We start from the raw sequence: 15,393 nt of genomic DNA on the forward strand, positions 1-15,393 counted from the left end.
CCGGCAGGTAGGGTAGGTAGCTGGCAGGCATCAAGCTCTAACGTCCAGACTTCACCAAACGATGACTTCAGGCTTCTGCCGCGCAGACTCCTAGGTAAAAAGAAAGAGTTAACTTTGATCTATCCCGAAAAACCGCGGAATAACATGGTGTCTTGTGAAATAACATGCCAAGAAAAATTCGAAAAAACTGTTTTCTATTATTAAGTTGGATCGCTGGTCTGCATGAATGCAAAGGTCTATTGGTTTTGCCGAAGTCGCCGCCCAGGTGGTTTTCGCGCTTCCCCTTGCTGGGCAAGCTGTGAGGGGTTAACCAGCAGGCACTATGCCCGAAAAAGATTCGAAACCGACCATGCCTGTACGTGGTTTTCAGCCTTTGGCTTGGCTTGAGGCCTCTTCACAACATGCGCTTCCTGTAGAACGAGAAACATACAAGCTACAAGCCCCGACTAAAACCCTTGCCATCAAAGTTTTGTCCTCGCCCGGGAACTTCTCGCCGTCTAAACTCACGAACCAGCGGCCAATTTTCAATTGAGGGTGGATAAAAGGATGACGATGTTTTTGACTTACTCCGATAAAGTGCCGCGCCGTGTGCTGGCGCTGGTGTCTATGGTCTGCGTGGCCCTGCTGGCCTTCGGTCTGTATTTGCAGCATGTGGTGGGGCTGGAGCCTTGCCCCATGTGCATCGTGCAGCGTTACGCGCTGGTGCTGGTGGCCCTGGTGTCCGGCATCACCGCTGCTACCGATAAAAAAGGGCTGCAGTTCACGGGTCTGGGCCTGCTGATATTGACTGCTGGTTTCGGTGCTTTTGTGGCGGCTCGCCAGAGCTTTTTGCAGTGGTATCCACCCGAAGTCGCCTCCTGCGGCCGTGACTTTTACGGAATGATTGAAACCTTTCCGCTCAAGCGCGCCATCCCCATGATCTTCAAGGGCAGCGGCGACTGCAGCAAGGTCGACTGGACTTTCCTGGGCGCTTCGATTGCCAACTGGTCCTTTGTCTGCTTTGTCGCTATCACCGTGGTGGCGCTGGTGCTGGTGGTCCGCCTGGCGCGCAAGCCTTAAGGCCTTGGCTCGCCGCTGAGCCGACTTACTCTGATGACCAGGTCCAGGCGACCTGGAGAAACGACCCGGATAAGCGGCAGGGCGCGTTTGCCCCCAACTTGCATGGTCAATCCCCGGCTATAGCTATAGGCCGGGCGCCCTGAGGCCCTCCTGCCCTCCTGAACTGAGACTGAGTGCCAAGAGGCCGTCCACCGCGTGGACGGCGTCAAGGTATCGCCGCAAAGCTGTAAATACTGTATATTTGTACAGTTAAATATGCAGTTTTGAGGCCTCACCATGCTTTCCCCGATTCCTGTGGACCGCGCCTTGCCGGAACTTGCCCATGTGTGGCGGGCCGGCGAGCTGGGCAGCGCCAGCCTGCCAAGCATTGGCACGGGTTACGCAGCGCTTGATGCCGTGCTGCCCGGCGGCGGTTGGCCGCAGGGTGCGCTGATCGAGGTGTTGCAGCCGCAGGCCGGCATGCAGGAATGGGGTTTGGCCTTACCGGCCCTGGCTGCCGTGCAGGCGCAGAACAGCCAAGGGCTGAGCGTGCTGGTGGGGCTGCCTTATCTGCCCTTTGGCCCGGCGCTGGGGGCGCGCCAGTTCAATATGCAGCGCCTGCTGTGCGTCAAGGCCAGGCAGGGCGATGCCCCTTCGCTGTTGTGGGCCACGCGCGAGGCCTTGCAATGCGCCGACGTGGCTGCCGTGCTGTCCTGGCTGCCCGACGCCCGCAGCGCGCATTTGCGCCGCCTGCAGATGGCCGCGCATGCACACCACAAGCTGCTGTTTGTCTTTCGAACGCCACGCGCGCAGCAGGAGTCCTCGCCCGCGCCGCTGCGCCTGCTGCTCGAAGGCGTGACGAGCGAGGCCGCCAATCTGCGGGTCCATGTGCTCAAGCGCCGCGGCCCGCCGCTGGCGGCGCCGGTGCTGCTGGACACGCGGCCGGCCCGGCTGGCGGCGCTGCTGGCGGCCAGCCGCGAGCGGGCGCGCCGCCAGCGCGAAGAGGCCGCGCCCAGGCGGCTGCCTTCCTTTGCTTCGCTTCTCGCCACCTCACCGCAAAGCTCTGTCCATGCGCTGCTGGATCGCATTGCACACCTCGATCACCACTGAGCCCGCTCAGGCCGCGTGGGACAGCGCCGCCGTGCAGCGGGCGGTGGCCTGTATTGCGCTGGGCTTGACGCCGCGTGTGGCGCTGCTCGACGAGGCCGTGCTGCTGGAGGTGAGCGGCAGCCTGCGCCTGTTTGGTGGCCTGGTCCGCCTTATGCAGTTGCTGGAGCGACGTTTGCTCGATTTTTTCGAGTCAAACAAGGCTGTAGCGCTTATTCAACGGGCGCAAGGTGCTACTTCTTTGATAGCGTTGGGGCGGTTGCGCATGAAGATCGAATCCTCAGAGAGCGAACCCCCAGCAGCGCTGCGCCAGCGTGTCGCCGACCTGCCCATGCACACCCTGAGCGCGGCGCGCCCGCATCTGGGCGTGCTCGAACGCATAGGCTGCCGCAGCTGGGACGACCTGCTGCGCCTGCCGCGCGACGGCGTGGCCAGGCGGTTTGGCGCGGAGCTGCTAGCCGCGCTGGACCGCGCTCGCGGCAGCGTGCCCGACAACTACGACTGGCAGGTGCTGCCCGAGCAGTTTGAGGAAAAACTGGAACTCGACACGCTGGTCAGCCACGGCCAGTCGCTGATGGCCGGGGCCGAGCGCCTGCTGCTTCACCTGCAGGCCTGGCTGCTGGGCCGGCAAAGCGGGCTGAGTGCGCTCAGGCTGACCTGGCACCTGGACCAACGCCGCTTTCAATCCGACGACGTGCCCCCCACCGGCGAGCTGGAGATTCGCACCGCCCAGCCCGCGCAGGATTTGCGCCATGTCGCGCGCCTGATCGCCGAACACCTGGCGCAGCAAAAGTTGCCGGCGCCGGTGCATAGCTTGAGCCTGCAGTCGCTGGTGACCGAGCGCCTGGCCGATGCCGCCGCCGCCACCGCCAGCCTGCTGATGGCCGAACGCAAGCAGGGCGACAGCGCGCTCGAGTTGGTCGAGCGCCTGAGCGCACGCCTGGGCGCGGCCAATGTGCAAGCCTGGCAAGCCGCGGCCGATCACCGGCCCGAGCGCATGCAGCGCTGGGTGAATGCCCAGAGCGCTATTCAATCGATAGCTGGTGGCGCCCGTCTTATAAGGGCTGGGGGCCTAAAAGGCTTGAAAAATCCGGTTTCGGGCGAAACCCGGGCCGACGCCCTTTATCCCACCTGGCTGCTGCCCGAGCCGCTCAAGCTGCAGGTGCTGCGCGACAGCCCGCTCTACCAGGGCACGCTGGTGCGCCTAGCCGGGCCGCAGCGGCTGGAGGCCAGCGGCTGGCTCATGTCCGGTGAGGCGAATGACGTGGCGGAGGGTGCCCGTGGCAAGCCGCCGGCCATGCGCGACTACTTCATCTACCGCAGCCCGCTGGCGGGTTTGTTGTGGATTTACAGCGAACGCCTGGCGCTGGATAGGCTACAGGCCGGGCAGCGGCGCGCCTGGTATCTGCATGGCTTTTTTGCCTGAGCTTGTCATGTCGGCCATCCCACTTCCAGAGCTTCCCCAACTTCCTGAATACGCCGAGTTGCACGCGCTGAGCAACTTCAGCTTCCAGCGCGGCGCCTCGCACGCGCAGGAGCTGGTGGAGCGCGCCGCCCGTCTGGGCTACCGGGCGATGGCCATCACCGATGAATGTTCGGTCGCCGGCGTGGTGCGGGCGCATGTCGCGGCCAAGGCGGTGGGGCTGCAGCTCTTGCCGGGCGCCGAGTTCCTGGTGCAGGCGGCGCAGACGGAACAGGCCTTTCGCCTGGTGGTGTTGCCGCACAACGCCGCCGGCTGGGGCAATCTGTGTGAGTTCATCACCGCTGCCAGGCAGGCCGGCGACGATGTTGCAAAAGGCAGCTACCGGGTCGCCCTGGGCGAGAGTGACTTTGCGCTGCTGGCCGACTGCGAGGTCTTGCTTGTGCCCTTGCCGAATGCTATTAATACAGAAGCGCTTTGCGCCCATGCTGCCTGGGCCACAGGCCTTTTTGGCTTGAATGCCTGGCTGGCCGTCGAACTGCTGCAAGGCCTGGACGACGCGTTGCGCCTGCAGCAGCTGCAGCAGGTCGCCGGCCGCACCGGCCTGCGCCTGGTGGCGGCGGGCAATGTGCTGATGCATGTGCGCTCACGCAAGCCGCTGCACGATGTGATGACCGCCATAGCGCTGGGCAAAACCGTGCACGAATGCGGCTTTGCCTTGCAGGCCAACGCCGAGGCGCACCTGCGCCCGCGCATGCGCTTGGCCGGCATTTACCCGGCCGACTTGCTGCGTGCCACGCTGGCGGTGGCGGCGCGCTGCCGCTTCAGCCTGGACGAGATTCGCGGGCTCTACCGTTATCCGCGCGAGGACATGGTGCCGGTGGCCGAAACGCCGGCGCGCTGGTTGCGGCGGCTGACCTGGCAGGGCGCCCACGGGCGTTACCCGCAGCGCCTCCCCCGAAAAATCAGGCGGCAACTGGGCAAGGAGCTGGACTTGATCTCGGAGCTGGGCTACGAGATGTACTTCATCACCGTGCATGACATCGTGCGTTTTGCCCGGGGGCAGCAGATTCTTTGCCAGGGCCGTGGCTCGGCGGCCAATTCGGCCGTGTGTTTTTGCCTGGGCGTCACCGCCGTCAATCCGCAGGAAAGCAAGTTGTTGTTTGAGCGTTTCATCAGCCGCGAGCGCCGCGAGCCGCCCGACATCGATGTGGACTTCGAGCATGAACGGCGTGAGGAGGTGATCCAGTACATCTACCAAAAATACGGCCACGACCGCGCCGCCCTGGCCGCCACCGTGATCCGCTACCAGCCGCGCAGCGCGATCTGCGATGTCGGCAAGGCGCTGGGGGTGGCGCCCGACTTGATAGAGCGCTTTGCCAAAGAGCATTTCTGGTTTGACGGCAGCGAAGCGCTCCAGCAAAAACTTGAAGAGGCCGGCCTGCAGGGGCAGACCGGGCCGGTGTTGCAGTGGCTGGATCTGGCGGCGCAACTGATTGAGTTTCCGCGCCACCTGAGCCAGCATGTCGGCGGTTTTGTGCTGACGCAGGGCAAGCTGACGCGGCTGGTGCCGGTGCAGCCGGCGTCCATGGAGGCGCGCCGCATCATCCAGTGGGAAAAGCGCGATCTGGAAGCGATGGGCCTGCTCAAGGTCGATGTGTTGGCGCTGGGCATGTTGTCGGCGATTCGCCGCTGCCTGGCGCTGGTGAACCAGACAAGCCGCAGCCAATATGAGATGCACACGATTCCCCTGGAGGATGAAAAAACCTACGACATGATTTGCGCGGCCGACACCGTGGGCGTGTTCCAGATCGAGAGCCGGGCGCAGATGTCCATGCTGCCGCGTCTGAAGCCACGCAGTTATTACGACCTGGTGGTGGAGGTCGCCATCGTGCGGCCAGGCCCCATCCAGGGCGGCATGGTGCACCCCTACCTCAAACAGCGCGAAATATTTGCGCGTACCGGCAGCGTCGTGCCCGAATACCCGGCACTCAATCCGGCGCTGAAGCGCACCCTGGGCATACCCATCTTCCAGGAGCAGGTCATGCAAATCGCCATGATTGCCGCCGACTTCACGCCGGGCGAGGCCGACGATTTGCGCCGCTCCATGGCGGCCTGGAAACGTGAGGGCGGGGTGGGGCGTTTTCATGGCCGGCTGGTCAATGCCAAGGTCAAAAATGGCTACAGCGCCGATTTTTCGGAGCGCATCTTCAAGCAGATCCTGGGCTTTGGCGACTACGGTTTCCCCGAAAGCCACGCCGCCAGTTTTGCCAAGCTGGTCTATGTGAGCAGCTGGCTCAAGTGCCACGAACCCGCCTGTTTTCTGGCGGCGCTGCTCAACTCGCAACCCATGGGTTTTTATGCCCCCGCGCAACTGGTGCAGGACGCGCGCCGGCATGGCGTGGAGGTGCGCGCCGTGGACGTGACGGCCAGCGCCTGGGATTGCACGCTGGAGCCCGTCAAGGAAGCGGCCCAGCCTGCGGTGCGGCTGGGCCTGCGTCTGGTGGCCGGCCTGCGCGAAGACGCCGCCAGCCGGCTGCTGGCGGCTCGCGTCCAGGCGGTTTTCACCTCCACCGAAGACCTGGTGTCGCGCGCCCAGCTCGGCACGCAGGAGGTCAACGCCCTGGCCGCCGCCGACGCCTTGCAGCCGCTGGCCGGCCACCGGCGCCAGCAGGTGTGGGAGGCCGCCGCCATTCGCCCCGCGCCGGCCTTGCTCAAGTCCGTGCCCACGCATGAAACGGCGCTTGCGCTGCCTGAAACGCCCGAAGGCGAAAACATCTTGTTCGATTACCAGGCCACCGGGCTGACCTTGCGCCGCCACCCCGTGGCCCTGCTGCGGCCACGGCTGGCGCGCCTGGGCCTGCTTTGCGCCAGTGAGCTGCACGCCTTGCCCAACGGCGAAGCGGTCGCGGCCTGCGGCATCGTCACGGTGCGCCAGCAGCCGCAAACCGCCAAAGGCACCATCTTCCTCACGCTGGAAGACGAAACCGGCCCCATCAATGTGATTGTCTGGAAATCGCTGCGCGAGCGGCAGCGCAGCGAAGTCCGGCATGCCCGGCTGCTGGTGGTGTACGGCGTGTGGCAGCGCAGTTCAGCGGGCGATGGGGCCGCTTGTCACCTGGTGGCGCAGCGGCTGCAAGACCTCACGCCCTGGCTGGGGCGGCTGGGGACTTCCAGCCGTGATTTTCATTAGGGACGCTGGGGGCTTAGGGATGCTCGCGCCAGGCCTGTTGCAGCAGCGCGCAGACTTCCTCGTCGCTGACCTGCAAAAAGTCTTCGTACCACTGGCCTACCGCCCGAAACGGCTGCGGCGTCAGGGCGCAAATCACTTCATAGCCCTCATCCCGCAGCGCCTGGCAAGTGTCAGCGGCACCCACCGGAACGGCCGCCACCAGCTGCACCGGCTGCTGCTGGCCTATAGCCTGTAGCGCCGCGCGCATGGTCGAGCCCGTTGCCAGTCCGTCATCGACCACAATCACGCAGGCCTGGCGCAACTGGGGCGGCGCACGCTGGCCACGGTAGCGTTGTTCGCGCCTTAGCAGCTCGGCCTGTTCCCGCGCCACGACGGCGGCCAGCGCATCGGCACTGGGCATGAGGCCAGCCAGCGAGTTCATCACGCAGACGCCGCCGCCGGCGATCGCGCCCATGGCGTATTCCTCTTGGCCAGGCAGGCCCAGTTTGCGCACCACCTGCACATCCAGCGGGGCTTGCAGCGCGCGTGCCACTTCATAGCCCACCACCACACCACCGCGCGGCAGGGCGAGTATCAGTAGCCGGGGCTGCTTGGCGTAGTGCGTCAGTTGCTCAGCTAGCACGCGTCCGGCCTGGCGACGGTCGCGAAAAGGCAGTTGCGTCATGATGCTTGCGAGGCGGGCTCCTGATGCATCAGGTGGCGGCTGAACCAGGAGGCGGCCAGTTCGGCCACCTGTTCCAGCGCGCCGTGTTCCTCGAATAAATGCGTGGCACCGGGCACAATGGCCAGCTGTTTTTCGCAGCGCATGTGCAGCAAGGCCTGCTCGTTCAGTTCCAGCACGGCGTGGTCGGCGCCGCCCACGATCAGCAGCGTGGGTGCCGTGACGGCGGCCAGCGCTACCGGTCCGGCCAAGTCCGGGCGACCTCCGCGCGAGACCACGGCGGCAATGCGCGGACCCAGTCTGGCCGCGTCGATGATGGCGGCGGCGCTGCCGGTACTGGCGCCGAAATAGCCTATGGGGGCGTGCTGCAACTCGGCTTGTGCCATGGCCCAGGTGGTGGCGTCCTGCATGCGGCGGGTAAGCAGGGCTATATCAAAGCAGTGTTCGCGGGTGTGCTCGTTGGCCTGCGCTTCCTGTGCCGTCAGCAGGTCAAACAGCAAGGTGGCCAAGCCGGCTTGCTGCAGACTTTTTGCCACCAGACGGTTGCGGGCGCTGTGTCGGCCGCTGCCGCTGCCGTGGGCAAACAGCACCACGCCACCATGGCCGGCCGGCACGGTCAGGTCACCGTAAAGCCAGGCATCGCCGCAGGGAATGCGGACTTCATGGGCCAGGAGGGCAGGTGTCAGACTGTTCATGGAAGTCTCCAACTAGGGCATACGCTAGGCAAAGCCAGGAAGTGTGCTGTCAGAACGTTCGCATCTTTTACAGGAACGCCGCCGTAGGGCGATGGCTTTTTCTATTCTCAGGAGGAATGGCCTGCGAGTCCATACCTTTACAGGCCCTGTATGGGCCTATATTGCTACCAAATGCACGTCCCTTGCCGCCGCGTCAGGGTTTTTAGCGCCTGCAGCAGCTATGGCGCTCAGGGCTCTGCCTGGCAGCCGGCAGGCTTGAAGATGCGTTCGGTCGAGGCCGGGGAACTGGCCAGCTTGCCGGCGGGTCGGCGCGGTCGCACCAGCAACTCCCCGCCACAGTTGGGGCAAAGCCCTTTGAGCCGGGTGACTGTGCAATCGCTGCAAAACGTGCATTCAAAGCTGCAGATGCGTGCCTCGGTGGACTCGGGCGGCAGGTCTTTGTCGCAGCATTCGCAGTTGGGACGGAGTTGCAGCATGGGTCTTTCCTTCCAGGTGGAATTAGCTCAACTTCTTGACCAGCACCTGGCTCTTGCGGTCCCAGTTGTACTTGCGCTTGCGGGCTTCCGGCAGCCACTCCGGGTCTACCGGCACGAAGCCGCGCTTGATGAACCAGTGCATGGTGCGCGTGGTCAGCACAAAAATGCTTTGCAGGCCGGCGGCGCGGGCGCGCTGCTCGATGCGTTTGAGGACTTTTTCACCATCGCCCTGACCCTGACTTTGCGGCGACACCGTGAGCGCTGCCATTTCTGCGGTTTTGGCCTCGGGATAGGGGTAGAGCGCGGCGCAGGCAAAGATCACGCCGTCGTGTTCGACCACGGTGTAGTGGTCGGCGTCGCGTTCGATCTCGGTGCGGCTGCGCTTGACCAGCGTGCCGTCTTTTTCAAAGGGTTCAATCAGCTGCAGGATGCCGCCCACGTCATCGCTGGTGGCTTCGCGCAGGGATTCGAGTTTTTCGTCCACCACCATGGTGCCTATGCCATCGTGCACATAGATCTCCAGCAGCAGTGCGCCGTCCACCGAGAAGGGGATGATGTGGCTGCGTTCGACGCCGGCCTTGCAGGCTTTCACGCAATGCTGCAGGTAAAAGGCCGTGTCAGTGGGTTGCTGCGGGCTGGGCAGGCTGGCCAGCAGCTGCTCGGCGGCGGCCAGCGGCAGCTCGGTATCTATCAGGTTGTCGTCACTGGCGGGCTGGTCGGGCTTGATGCGTATGCCGGGAATTTCGGTCACGAAAATCAGCTTGTCGGCCTGGAGTGCCGTTGCCACGCTGGTGGCCACCTCTTCCATGGTCAGGTTGAAGGCCTCGCCGGTGGGGGAAAAACCGAAGGGCGAAATCAGCACCATGGCGCCCATGTCCAGCGTGCGTGAGATACCCGCCACATCCACCTTGCGCACCAGGCCCGAGTGCTGAAAGTCCACGCCATCCAGAATGCCGACCGGCCGTGCGGTGATGAAGTTGCCAGACAGCACGCGTACCGTGGAGCCGGCCATGGGGGTGTTGGGCAGGCCCTGGCTGAAGGCAGCTTCGATTTCATAACGCAGCTGGCCGGCGGCCTCCTGGGCGCAGTCCAGTGCCACGCCATCGGTGATGCGCATGCCATGCGAGTACCTGGCTTCGTGGCCTTTGGCACGGAGCTGCTCATTGACCTGCGGGCGAAAGCCATGCACCAGCACGATCTTCACGCCCATGCTCTGGATCATGGCCAGGTCTTGCGCCAGGTGCGGCAGCTTGCCGGCGGCAATCGCCTCGCCGCAGATCGCGACCACAAAGGTCTGGTTGCGGAACTTGTGGATATAGGGCGCGACCGAGCGAAACCAGGGCACAAAGGTGAAATTGAAGACGGCGGACATGGGCACGCTTTCGGGGTCAGAGGGGGTCAATGAAGCTGGCGTCGCTGGGTCATAAACCGGGCCGGTGGTGGGGCTGCGGGTTTTCCCGGAACGACGGAAATTTGCAATGAGTGTAAGGGAGTCGCCGCATGTTCGCTGCCTGCTGATCAAGGTTGCCTTATGTCTTCAGTACAGGTATGGTTCGGCTTCATGGAACAGTTTGTAACAGGATTCTGGGGGTGTTTTTTTGGCACCGCTGGCTTGATGCTGGCCGGTTCCGTATTGGCTTTCCTCAGATCGCTGCGTCGGGTGGCCTTGAATGCGGCCTTGTCTGCGCTGGCAGCGTCTTTTTTCGTGCTGGCTTTTCTGGGCGGGCTGCCGATCAATGACCCCGATACCCTGGCGCGCTTCCTGGCGCATGTGGCCTGCGGGGTTTCGGCGCTGCTGGTTTACCAGCTGCTTTCCATACTGGGCCTGCTGCGTCGGCCCGAAAGCCGGCATCGCGTCACCATGGCGCTGCTGGCGTTTGCCGCCGTGATGACGTTTGTCGGCTGGTTTTTGTCGCCACTGCAGGCTTTGCTGCTGGGCGCGCTCATGGCTTGCCTATTAGGTCTGCTGGCACTGGCCTTCAGTGTGCGCAACGCCTTGCGGGGTGACCGGCTGGCCTGGGTGGCGGTGTCAGGGGTTTTCTTCATGCTGATCGCCCTGGTCGGCTTGTACTGGGTTGCACTGGACCGGGCCGAGGTTCCCTGGCAGGTCCATATGTTCAGTGCACTGGCCGGAACCATTTATATGGCCATCATGGCTTCGATGATGTGGATGCGTTACGCCTACCTGATCGACTTGAACCATGTGATGGCCTGCGGGCCCAGCCATGACCCGGTGACGCGCATGCGTTCGCACAAGGAAACCGGGCGCATGGTGGGCGCCGCTTTCAAGTGCCGTCCCAGCGAAAGCGCGCCTCTGGGGGTCATTGTGGTGTCGATTGCCAATCTGTATGTGCTGGAAAAGCTTTACGGCCTGCCCGCGGTCAACCATGCGCTGTTTGTCTGCGCCGGGCGCCTGCGCCGTGCCGTGCCTGCCCACATTGAAATGGGTCGCCTGGCCGGTGATGGTTTTTTGCTGCTGGTGCGCAATGCTCGAGACAGTGGCCGGCTGATTCAGTTCGGACGCATGATCCAGGCGCAACTATCTCGCTCTGTGGCACTCAATACCGGCCAGAAAGGCGGCGCCTTGGGCAAGCAGCAAACCTGGTGGGCCGCCGACGTTGGTGTCGGGGTGCTCAAGGTGTCCCAGGCCGAGGCCCGTGTATCTGCGGCGGTGGCCATGGGTCGGGGCATGTCGCGCACGGCCTGGAGCTATCCCAGCCGGGTGGCCTGGTATGACGAAAAAAGCGATGAAATCGTCGGCATGCCCGTCGTAGAGTCCTGATCGCCGTCCAGCGACTGGCCAGAGCCGGCCAGGAACACCGATAATCAGCGGCTTTGACTGCTGGTTTTTCCTTGTCACCTCTGGCCATCACCTTTCCCGAATCGCTGCCGGTTTCCGGCAAACGCGAGGACATCGCCGCCGCGCTCAGCGCGCACCAGGTCATCATCGTTTGCGGCGAAACCGGCTCGGGCAAGACCACGCAGCTGCCCAAGATCGCGCTGGCGATGGGGCGCGGCAAGCTTAACTACCCGCCCGGCCAGGGCAAGCTGATTGGCCACACCCAGCCGCGCCGGATTGCCGCTTCCAGCGTCGCCAAGCGGATTGCCGAAGAGCTCAAAACCCCGCTGGGCGACGTGGTGGGTTACAAGGTGCGGTTTCAGGACCGGCTGAGCCGCGACGCTTCGGTCAAGCTGATGACCGACGGCATCTTGCTGGCGGAAACCCAGACTGATCCGCTACTCAAGGCCTATGACACCATCATCATCGACGAGGCCCATGAGCGCAGCCTGAACATTGATTTCTTGCTGGGCTATTTGCGCCAGCTGCTGCCGCGCCGGCCTGATCTGAAGGTGATCATCACCTCGGCCACGATTGATGCCCAGCGCTTTGCTGATTACTTTGCCAGCGCCAAAGGGCCGGCACCGGTCATCATGGTTTCGGGCCGCATGTTCCCGGTGGAGCAGCGCTGGCGCCCTTATGAAGAGTCGCGCGACTACGACTTGAACAACGCGATCGCCGATGCGGTGGACGAACTCTGGCTCAGCCCCCACAGCGCCGGCGACATCCTGATCTTTTTGCCCGGCGAGCGCGAGATTCGCGAAGCCGCCGACCATTTGCGCAAGCATCTGGCGCACCAGCCGCTCAATCGCAATGCCGAGGTCTTGCCGCTGTTCGCCCGCCTTTCCCAAGCCGAGCAGGACCGGATTTTTGACGGCCACACGGGCCGGCGCATCGTGCTAGCCACCAACGTGGCCGAAACCTCGCTCACCGTGCCCGGCATCCGTTATGTGATTGATGCCGGTACGGCCCGCGTCAAGCGCTACAGCTTTCGCAACAAGGTCGAGCAGCTCATGGTTGAGCCGATCTCGCAGTCGGCCGCCAACCAGCGCGCCGGCCGTTGCGGCCGGGTGGCCAACGGCATCTGCATACGCCTTTATGACGAGCAGGACTTTTTGGGCCGGCCGCGCTTTACCGACCCCGAAATTCTGCGCAGCTCGCTGGCCTCGGTGATTTTGCGCATGAAGTCGCTGCACCTGGGAACGATTGAAAGTTTTGCCTTCATCGAGCCGCCGCAGGGCCGCGCCATTGCCGACGGCTACCAGTTGCTGGCCGAACTCGGTGCGGTGAATGAGGACAACGAACTGACGCCGGTCGGCTGGACGCTGGCCAAGCTGCCGCTGGATCCGCGTGTGGGACGCATGATTCTGGAGGCCAAGGACAGGCAGGCGCTGGATGAAGTGCTGGTGATCGCCAGCGCGCTCAGCGTGCAGGACGTGCGCGACCGGCCCATGGACAAGCAGGCGCAGGCCGACCAGGCGCATGCCAAGTTCGACGATGAAAAAAGCGAATTCAGCGGCTATTTGCGGCTGTGGAAATGGCTGGGCGACTCGCGCGGCGGTCACGATGCGGTTCACAAGCTGACCAATCGCCAGTATGAAAGCCTGCTGCGCGAGAACTTCGTCAATATCCGCCGCGTGCGCGAGTGGCGCGATATTCATTCGCAGCTGCACAGCGTGGTGGGCGAACAAGGCTGGCATTTGAATGACAGGCCGGCTAGCTACGAGCAGCTGCATCTTTCCATGCTCTGCGGCCTGTTGGGCAATATTGGCTACAAGGGCGAGGAAGACGAGCACTATCTGGGCGCGCGCGGCATCCGGTTTTACCGCCATCCCGGCGCCCGGCTCAGCAAAAAGCCGGGCCGCTGGATAGTCGCCGCCGAGCTGGTGGAAACCACGCGTCTTTTTGGCCGCGGCCTGGCCAATATCGAGCCGCAGTGGCTGGAGCAGGTGGGCGGCCATCTTTTAAAGAAGCAGCTGCTCGATCCGCACTGGGAGAAAAAAGCCGCGCAGGTGACCGCGCTGGAGCGCGCCACGCTCCATGGCTTGGTGGTTTACAACGGCAGGCGCGTCAATTTTGGCCGGGTTGATCCGGTGGCGGCGCGCGAGGTGTTCATCCGTGAAGCGCTGGTGGCCGGCAACTGGGACACCAAGCTGCCCTTCCTGGCCGCCAATGAAAAACTGATTGCGCAGGTTCAGGATCTGGAGCACAAGGCGCGCCGCCAGGACGTGCTGGTCGATGAAGAGCTGATTTATGCCTTTTACGACCAGCAATTGCCCGCCGATGTGTGCAGCGGCGCGAGTTGCGAGAGCTGGTACAAGGCCGAGGCGAAAAAACAGCCCAACTTGCTGCTGTTGACGCAGGACGAGCTGATGCGCCACGAAGCCGCCGGCATCACGACGCAGGCCTTTCCCAAGACGCTGCGCCTGGGCGGCGTCGATTGCCTGGCAACCTATCTGCATGAGCCGGGTGACGCCAGAGATGGCGTGACGGTGGATGTGCCGCTGTTTGCGCTCAACCAGGTCAATGAGGAGCGCTGCGAGTGGCTGGTGCCCGGCATACTGAAAGACAAGATTCAGGCGCTGATCAAAACCCTGCACCAGCGCCCGCGTTCACGGCTGGTGCCCTTGCCCGATACCGCCGCCCGCATGGCCGCCGAGCTGATGGTGCCGGAAAAATTCGGCACCGGCTCGCTGACGGACGCGGTGCTGAAGTGGGTGCGCGATGCGACGTCGCTGGACATCAAGCGCGGCGACCTGAAGCTGGACATGCTGCCCGCCCACCTGTTCATGAACTTTCGGGTGCTCGATGAGCATGGCCGGCAACTGGGCTCTGGCCGCAATCTGGGCGCGCTCAAGGGCGAACTGGGCTCGCAGGCGCGTGGGGCTTTTCAGGCGCTGGCCGGCTTGAAGACGCGGGTCAGCCCCGAGCATGCCGGAACGCCCGGGAATTTTGAGTCAAACAAGCTTCCAGCCCAGGCAGGACGGTCGCAAGCAGCTACTAAAACTGTAGCGAATCAAGCCTCGCCCAAGTCGCCAGCGGTGAAGATGGCCGAGCGCTACACCAGCTGGAGCTTTGGCGAGTTGCCCGAGCTGATGGAGATCGGCAAGGGAAGCCAAACGCTGATCGGTTTTCCGGCGCTGATTGACCTGGGTGACGCGGTGACCATAGAAGTGTTTGACGAGCCCAATGTGGCCGCCGCCAAACACCGCGCCGGCTTGCGGCGCCTGTTTTCGCTGCAGATCAAGGACGCGCTGAAATACCTGGAGAAAAACCTGCCCGAGCTGCAGAAAATGGCCACTTCCTACATGCTGGTGGGCCGTGCCGCCGACAACTCGGGCGGCGGCACGGTGGACGAGCTGCGTCAGCAAATCATTGAAGTGGCGCTGGACCGGGCCTTTTTGCTGGAGCCGCTGCCGACCTGCGAGGCCGACTTTAAAAAGCGCATTGACGACGGGCGCGGGCGCCTGACCCTGATTGCCAGTGAAGTGGCGCGCCTGGCCGCCGGCATTCTGACCGAGTTTGCGGTGGCGCAGAGAAAGATCAAGGACACCAAAAATGCCGCAGAAGCCACGCAGGATGCCGCCCAGCAACTGCAGCGCTTGCTGCCCAAGAAGTTCTTGACCACCACGCCCTATGGGCAGCTGCAGCACTTCACGCGTTACCTCAAGGCCATCACCTTGCGGCTGGAGAAGTGGCGCACCGATCCGGCTCGCGACGCTGCGCGCATGGCCGAGTTACGGCCGCAGGAGCAGCGCTACTGGCGTCTGGTGGCCGAACGCAAGGGCGTGGTGGATGCGCGCATGCAGGAGTTCCGCTGGCTGCTGGAAGAGCTGCGCGTGAGCTTTTTTGCGCAGGAGCTGCGCACGCCGCAACCCGTGAGCGTGAAGCGGCTGGACAAGGCCTGGGCGCAGATCAACAGTTGAGGATAAGCGCTCGGCTGGCCATGGCTTGTTGGGCCATG

General features: G+C 63.7%; 11 protein-coding genes. 7 read left to right on the forward strand and 4 right to left on the reverse strand.

What is annotated here, in order from left to right:
• From BM160_RS22770 to BM160_RS17315, 5 genes are all read left to right on the forward strand, one after another.
• On the forward strand, positions 1-204 hold a 204-nt coding region (locus tag BM160_RS22770), incomplete at its 5' end, for a hypothetical protein (protein WP_218156625.1).
• A 348-nt stretch (positions 205-552) separates the two neighbouring features.
• Complete coding sequence (locus BM160_RS17300) at positions 553-1,059, forward strand: disulfide bond formation protein B (protein WP_092007418.1); 507 nt, start codon at positions 553-555, stop codon at positions 1,057-1,059.
• Between the two features lie 276 nt (positions 1,060-1,335).
• Positions 1,336-2,148, forward strand: coding sequence for a translesion DNA synthesis-associated protein ImuA (gene imuA, locus BM160_RS17305; RefSeq protein WP_092007419.1), 813 nt, complete (start codon positions 1,336-1,338; stop codon positions 2,146-2,148).
• Positions 2,108-3,571, forward strand: coding sequence for a DNA polymerase Y subunit UmuC family protein (locus BM160_RS17310; protein WP_092007420.1), 1,464 nt, complete (start codon positions 2,108-2,110; stop codon positions 3,569-3,571). The genes imuA and BM160_RS17310 overlap by 41 nt, the downstream gene beginning before the upstream one ends.
• Positions 3,555-6,758, forward strand: a complete 3,204-nt coding sequence (locus BM160_RS17315; protein ID WP_255368989.1) for an error-prone DNA polymerase — start codon at positions 3,555-3,557, stop codon at positions 6,756-6,758. The genes BM160_RS17310 and BM160_RS17315 overlap by 17 nt, the downstream gene beginning before the upstream one ends.
• Before the next feature lie 13 nt (positions 6,759-6,771).
• Here BM160_RS17315 and BM160_RS17320 read toward each other — a convergent pair whose 3' ends face one another.
• The 4 genes from BM160_RS17320 to argA form a co-directional block, all read right to left on the reverse strand.
• Positions 6,772-7,422: a phosphoribosyltransferase gene (locus tag BM160_RS17320; RefSeq protein WP_092007422.1), complete on the reverse strand. Its 651-nt coding sequence runs from the start codon at positions 7,420-7,422 to the stop codon at positions 6,772-6,774.
• A complete protein-coding gene (locus BM160_RS17325) occupies positions 7,419-8,114 on the reverse strand; it encodes a dienelactone hydrolase family protein (RefSeq protein WP_092007423.1) in 696 nt (231 codons plus the stop codon). The genes BM160_RS17320 and BM160_RS17325 overlap by 4 nt, the downstream gene beginning before the upstream one ends.
• Before the next feature lie 227 nt (positions 8,115-8,341).
• Positions 8,342-8,590 (reverse strand): DUF1272 domain-containing protein, encoded by a 249-nt coding sequence (locus tag BM160_RS17330; RefSeq protein ID WP_092007424.1) that lies wholly within the window; start codon positions 8,588-8,590, stop codon positions 8,342-8,344.
• Positions 8,591-8,612: 22 nt separating this feature from the next.
• The gene (gene argA / locus BM160_RS17335) at positions 8,613-9,962 is read right to left on the reverse strand and encodes an amino-acid N-acetyltransferase (protein WP_092007425.1); all 1,350 of its coding nucleotides are present in this window, start codon (positions 9,960-9,962) and stop codon (positions 8,613-8,615) included.
• A 189-nt stretch (positions 9,963-10,151) separates the two neighbouring features.
• Between argA and BM160_RS17340 the strand changes: the two genes are divergently transcribed.
• Together BM160_RS17340 and hrpA are read left to right on the forward strand one after the other, a co-directional pair.
• Complete coding sequence (locus BM160_RS17340; protein WP_177219056.1) at positions 10,152-11,372, forward strand: diguanylate cyclase domain-containing protein; 1,221 nt, start codon at positions 10,152-10,154, stop codon at positions 11,370-11,372.
• A 71-nt stretch (positions 11,373-11,443) separates the two neighbouring features.
• Positions 11,444-15,355 carry an ATP-dependent RNA helicase HrpA gene (hrpA, locus tag BM160_RS17345; protein ID WP_092007477.1) on the forward strand — a complete coding sequence of 1,304 codons (3,912 nt, stop codon included), beginning with the start codon at positions 11,444-11,446 and terminating at the stop codon, positions 15,353-15,355.
• Positions 15,356-15,393: the final 38 nt, after the last annotated feature.

Origin of the sequence: Polaromonas sp. OV174, from assembly GCF_900112285.1 — a bacterium.
Taxonomy (GTDB): domain Bacteria; phylum Pseudomonadota; class Gammaproteobacteria; order Burkholderiales; family Burkholderiaceae_C; genus Polaromonas.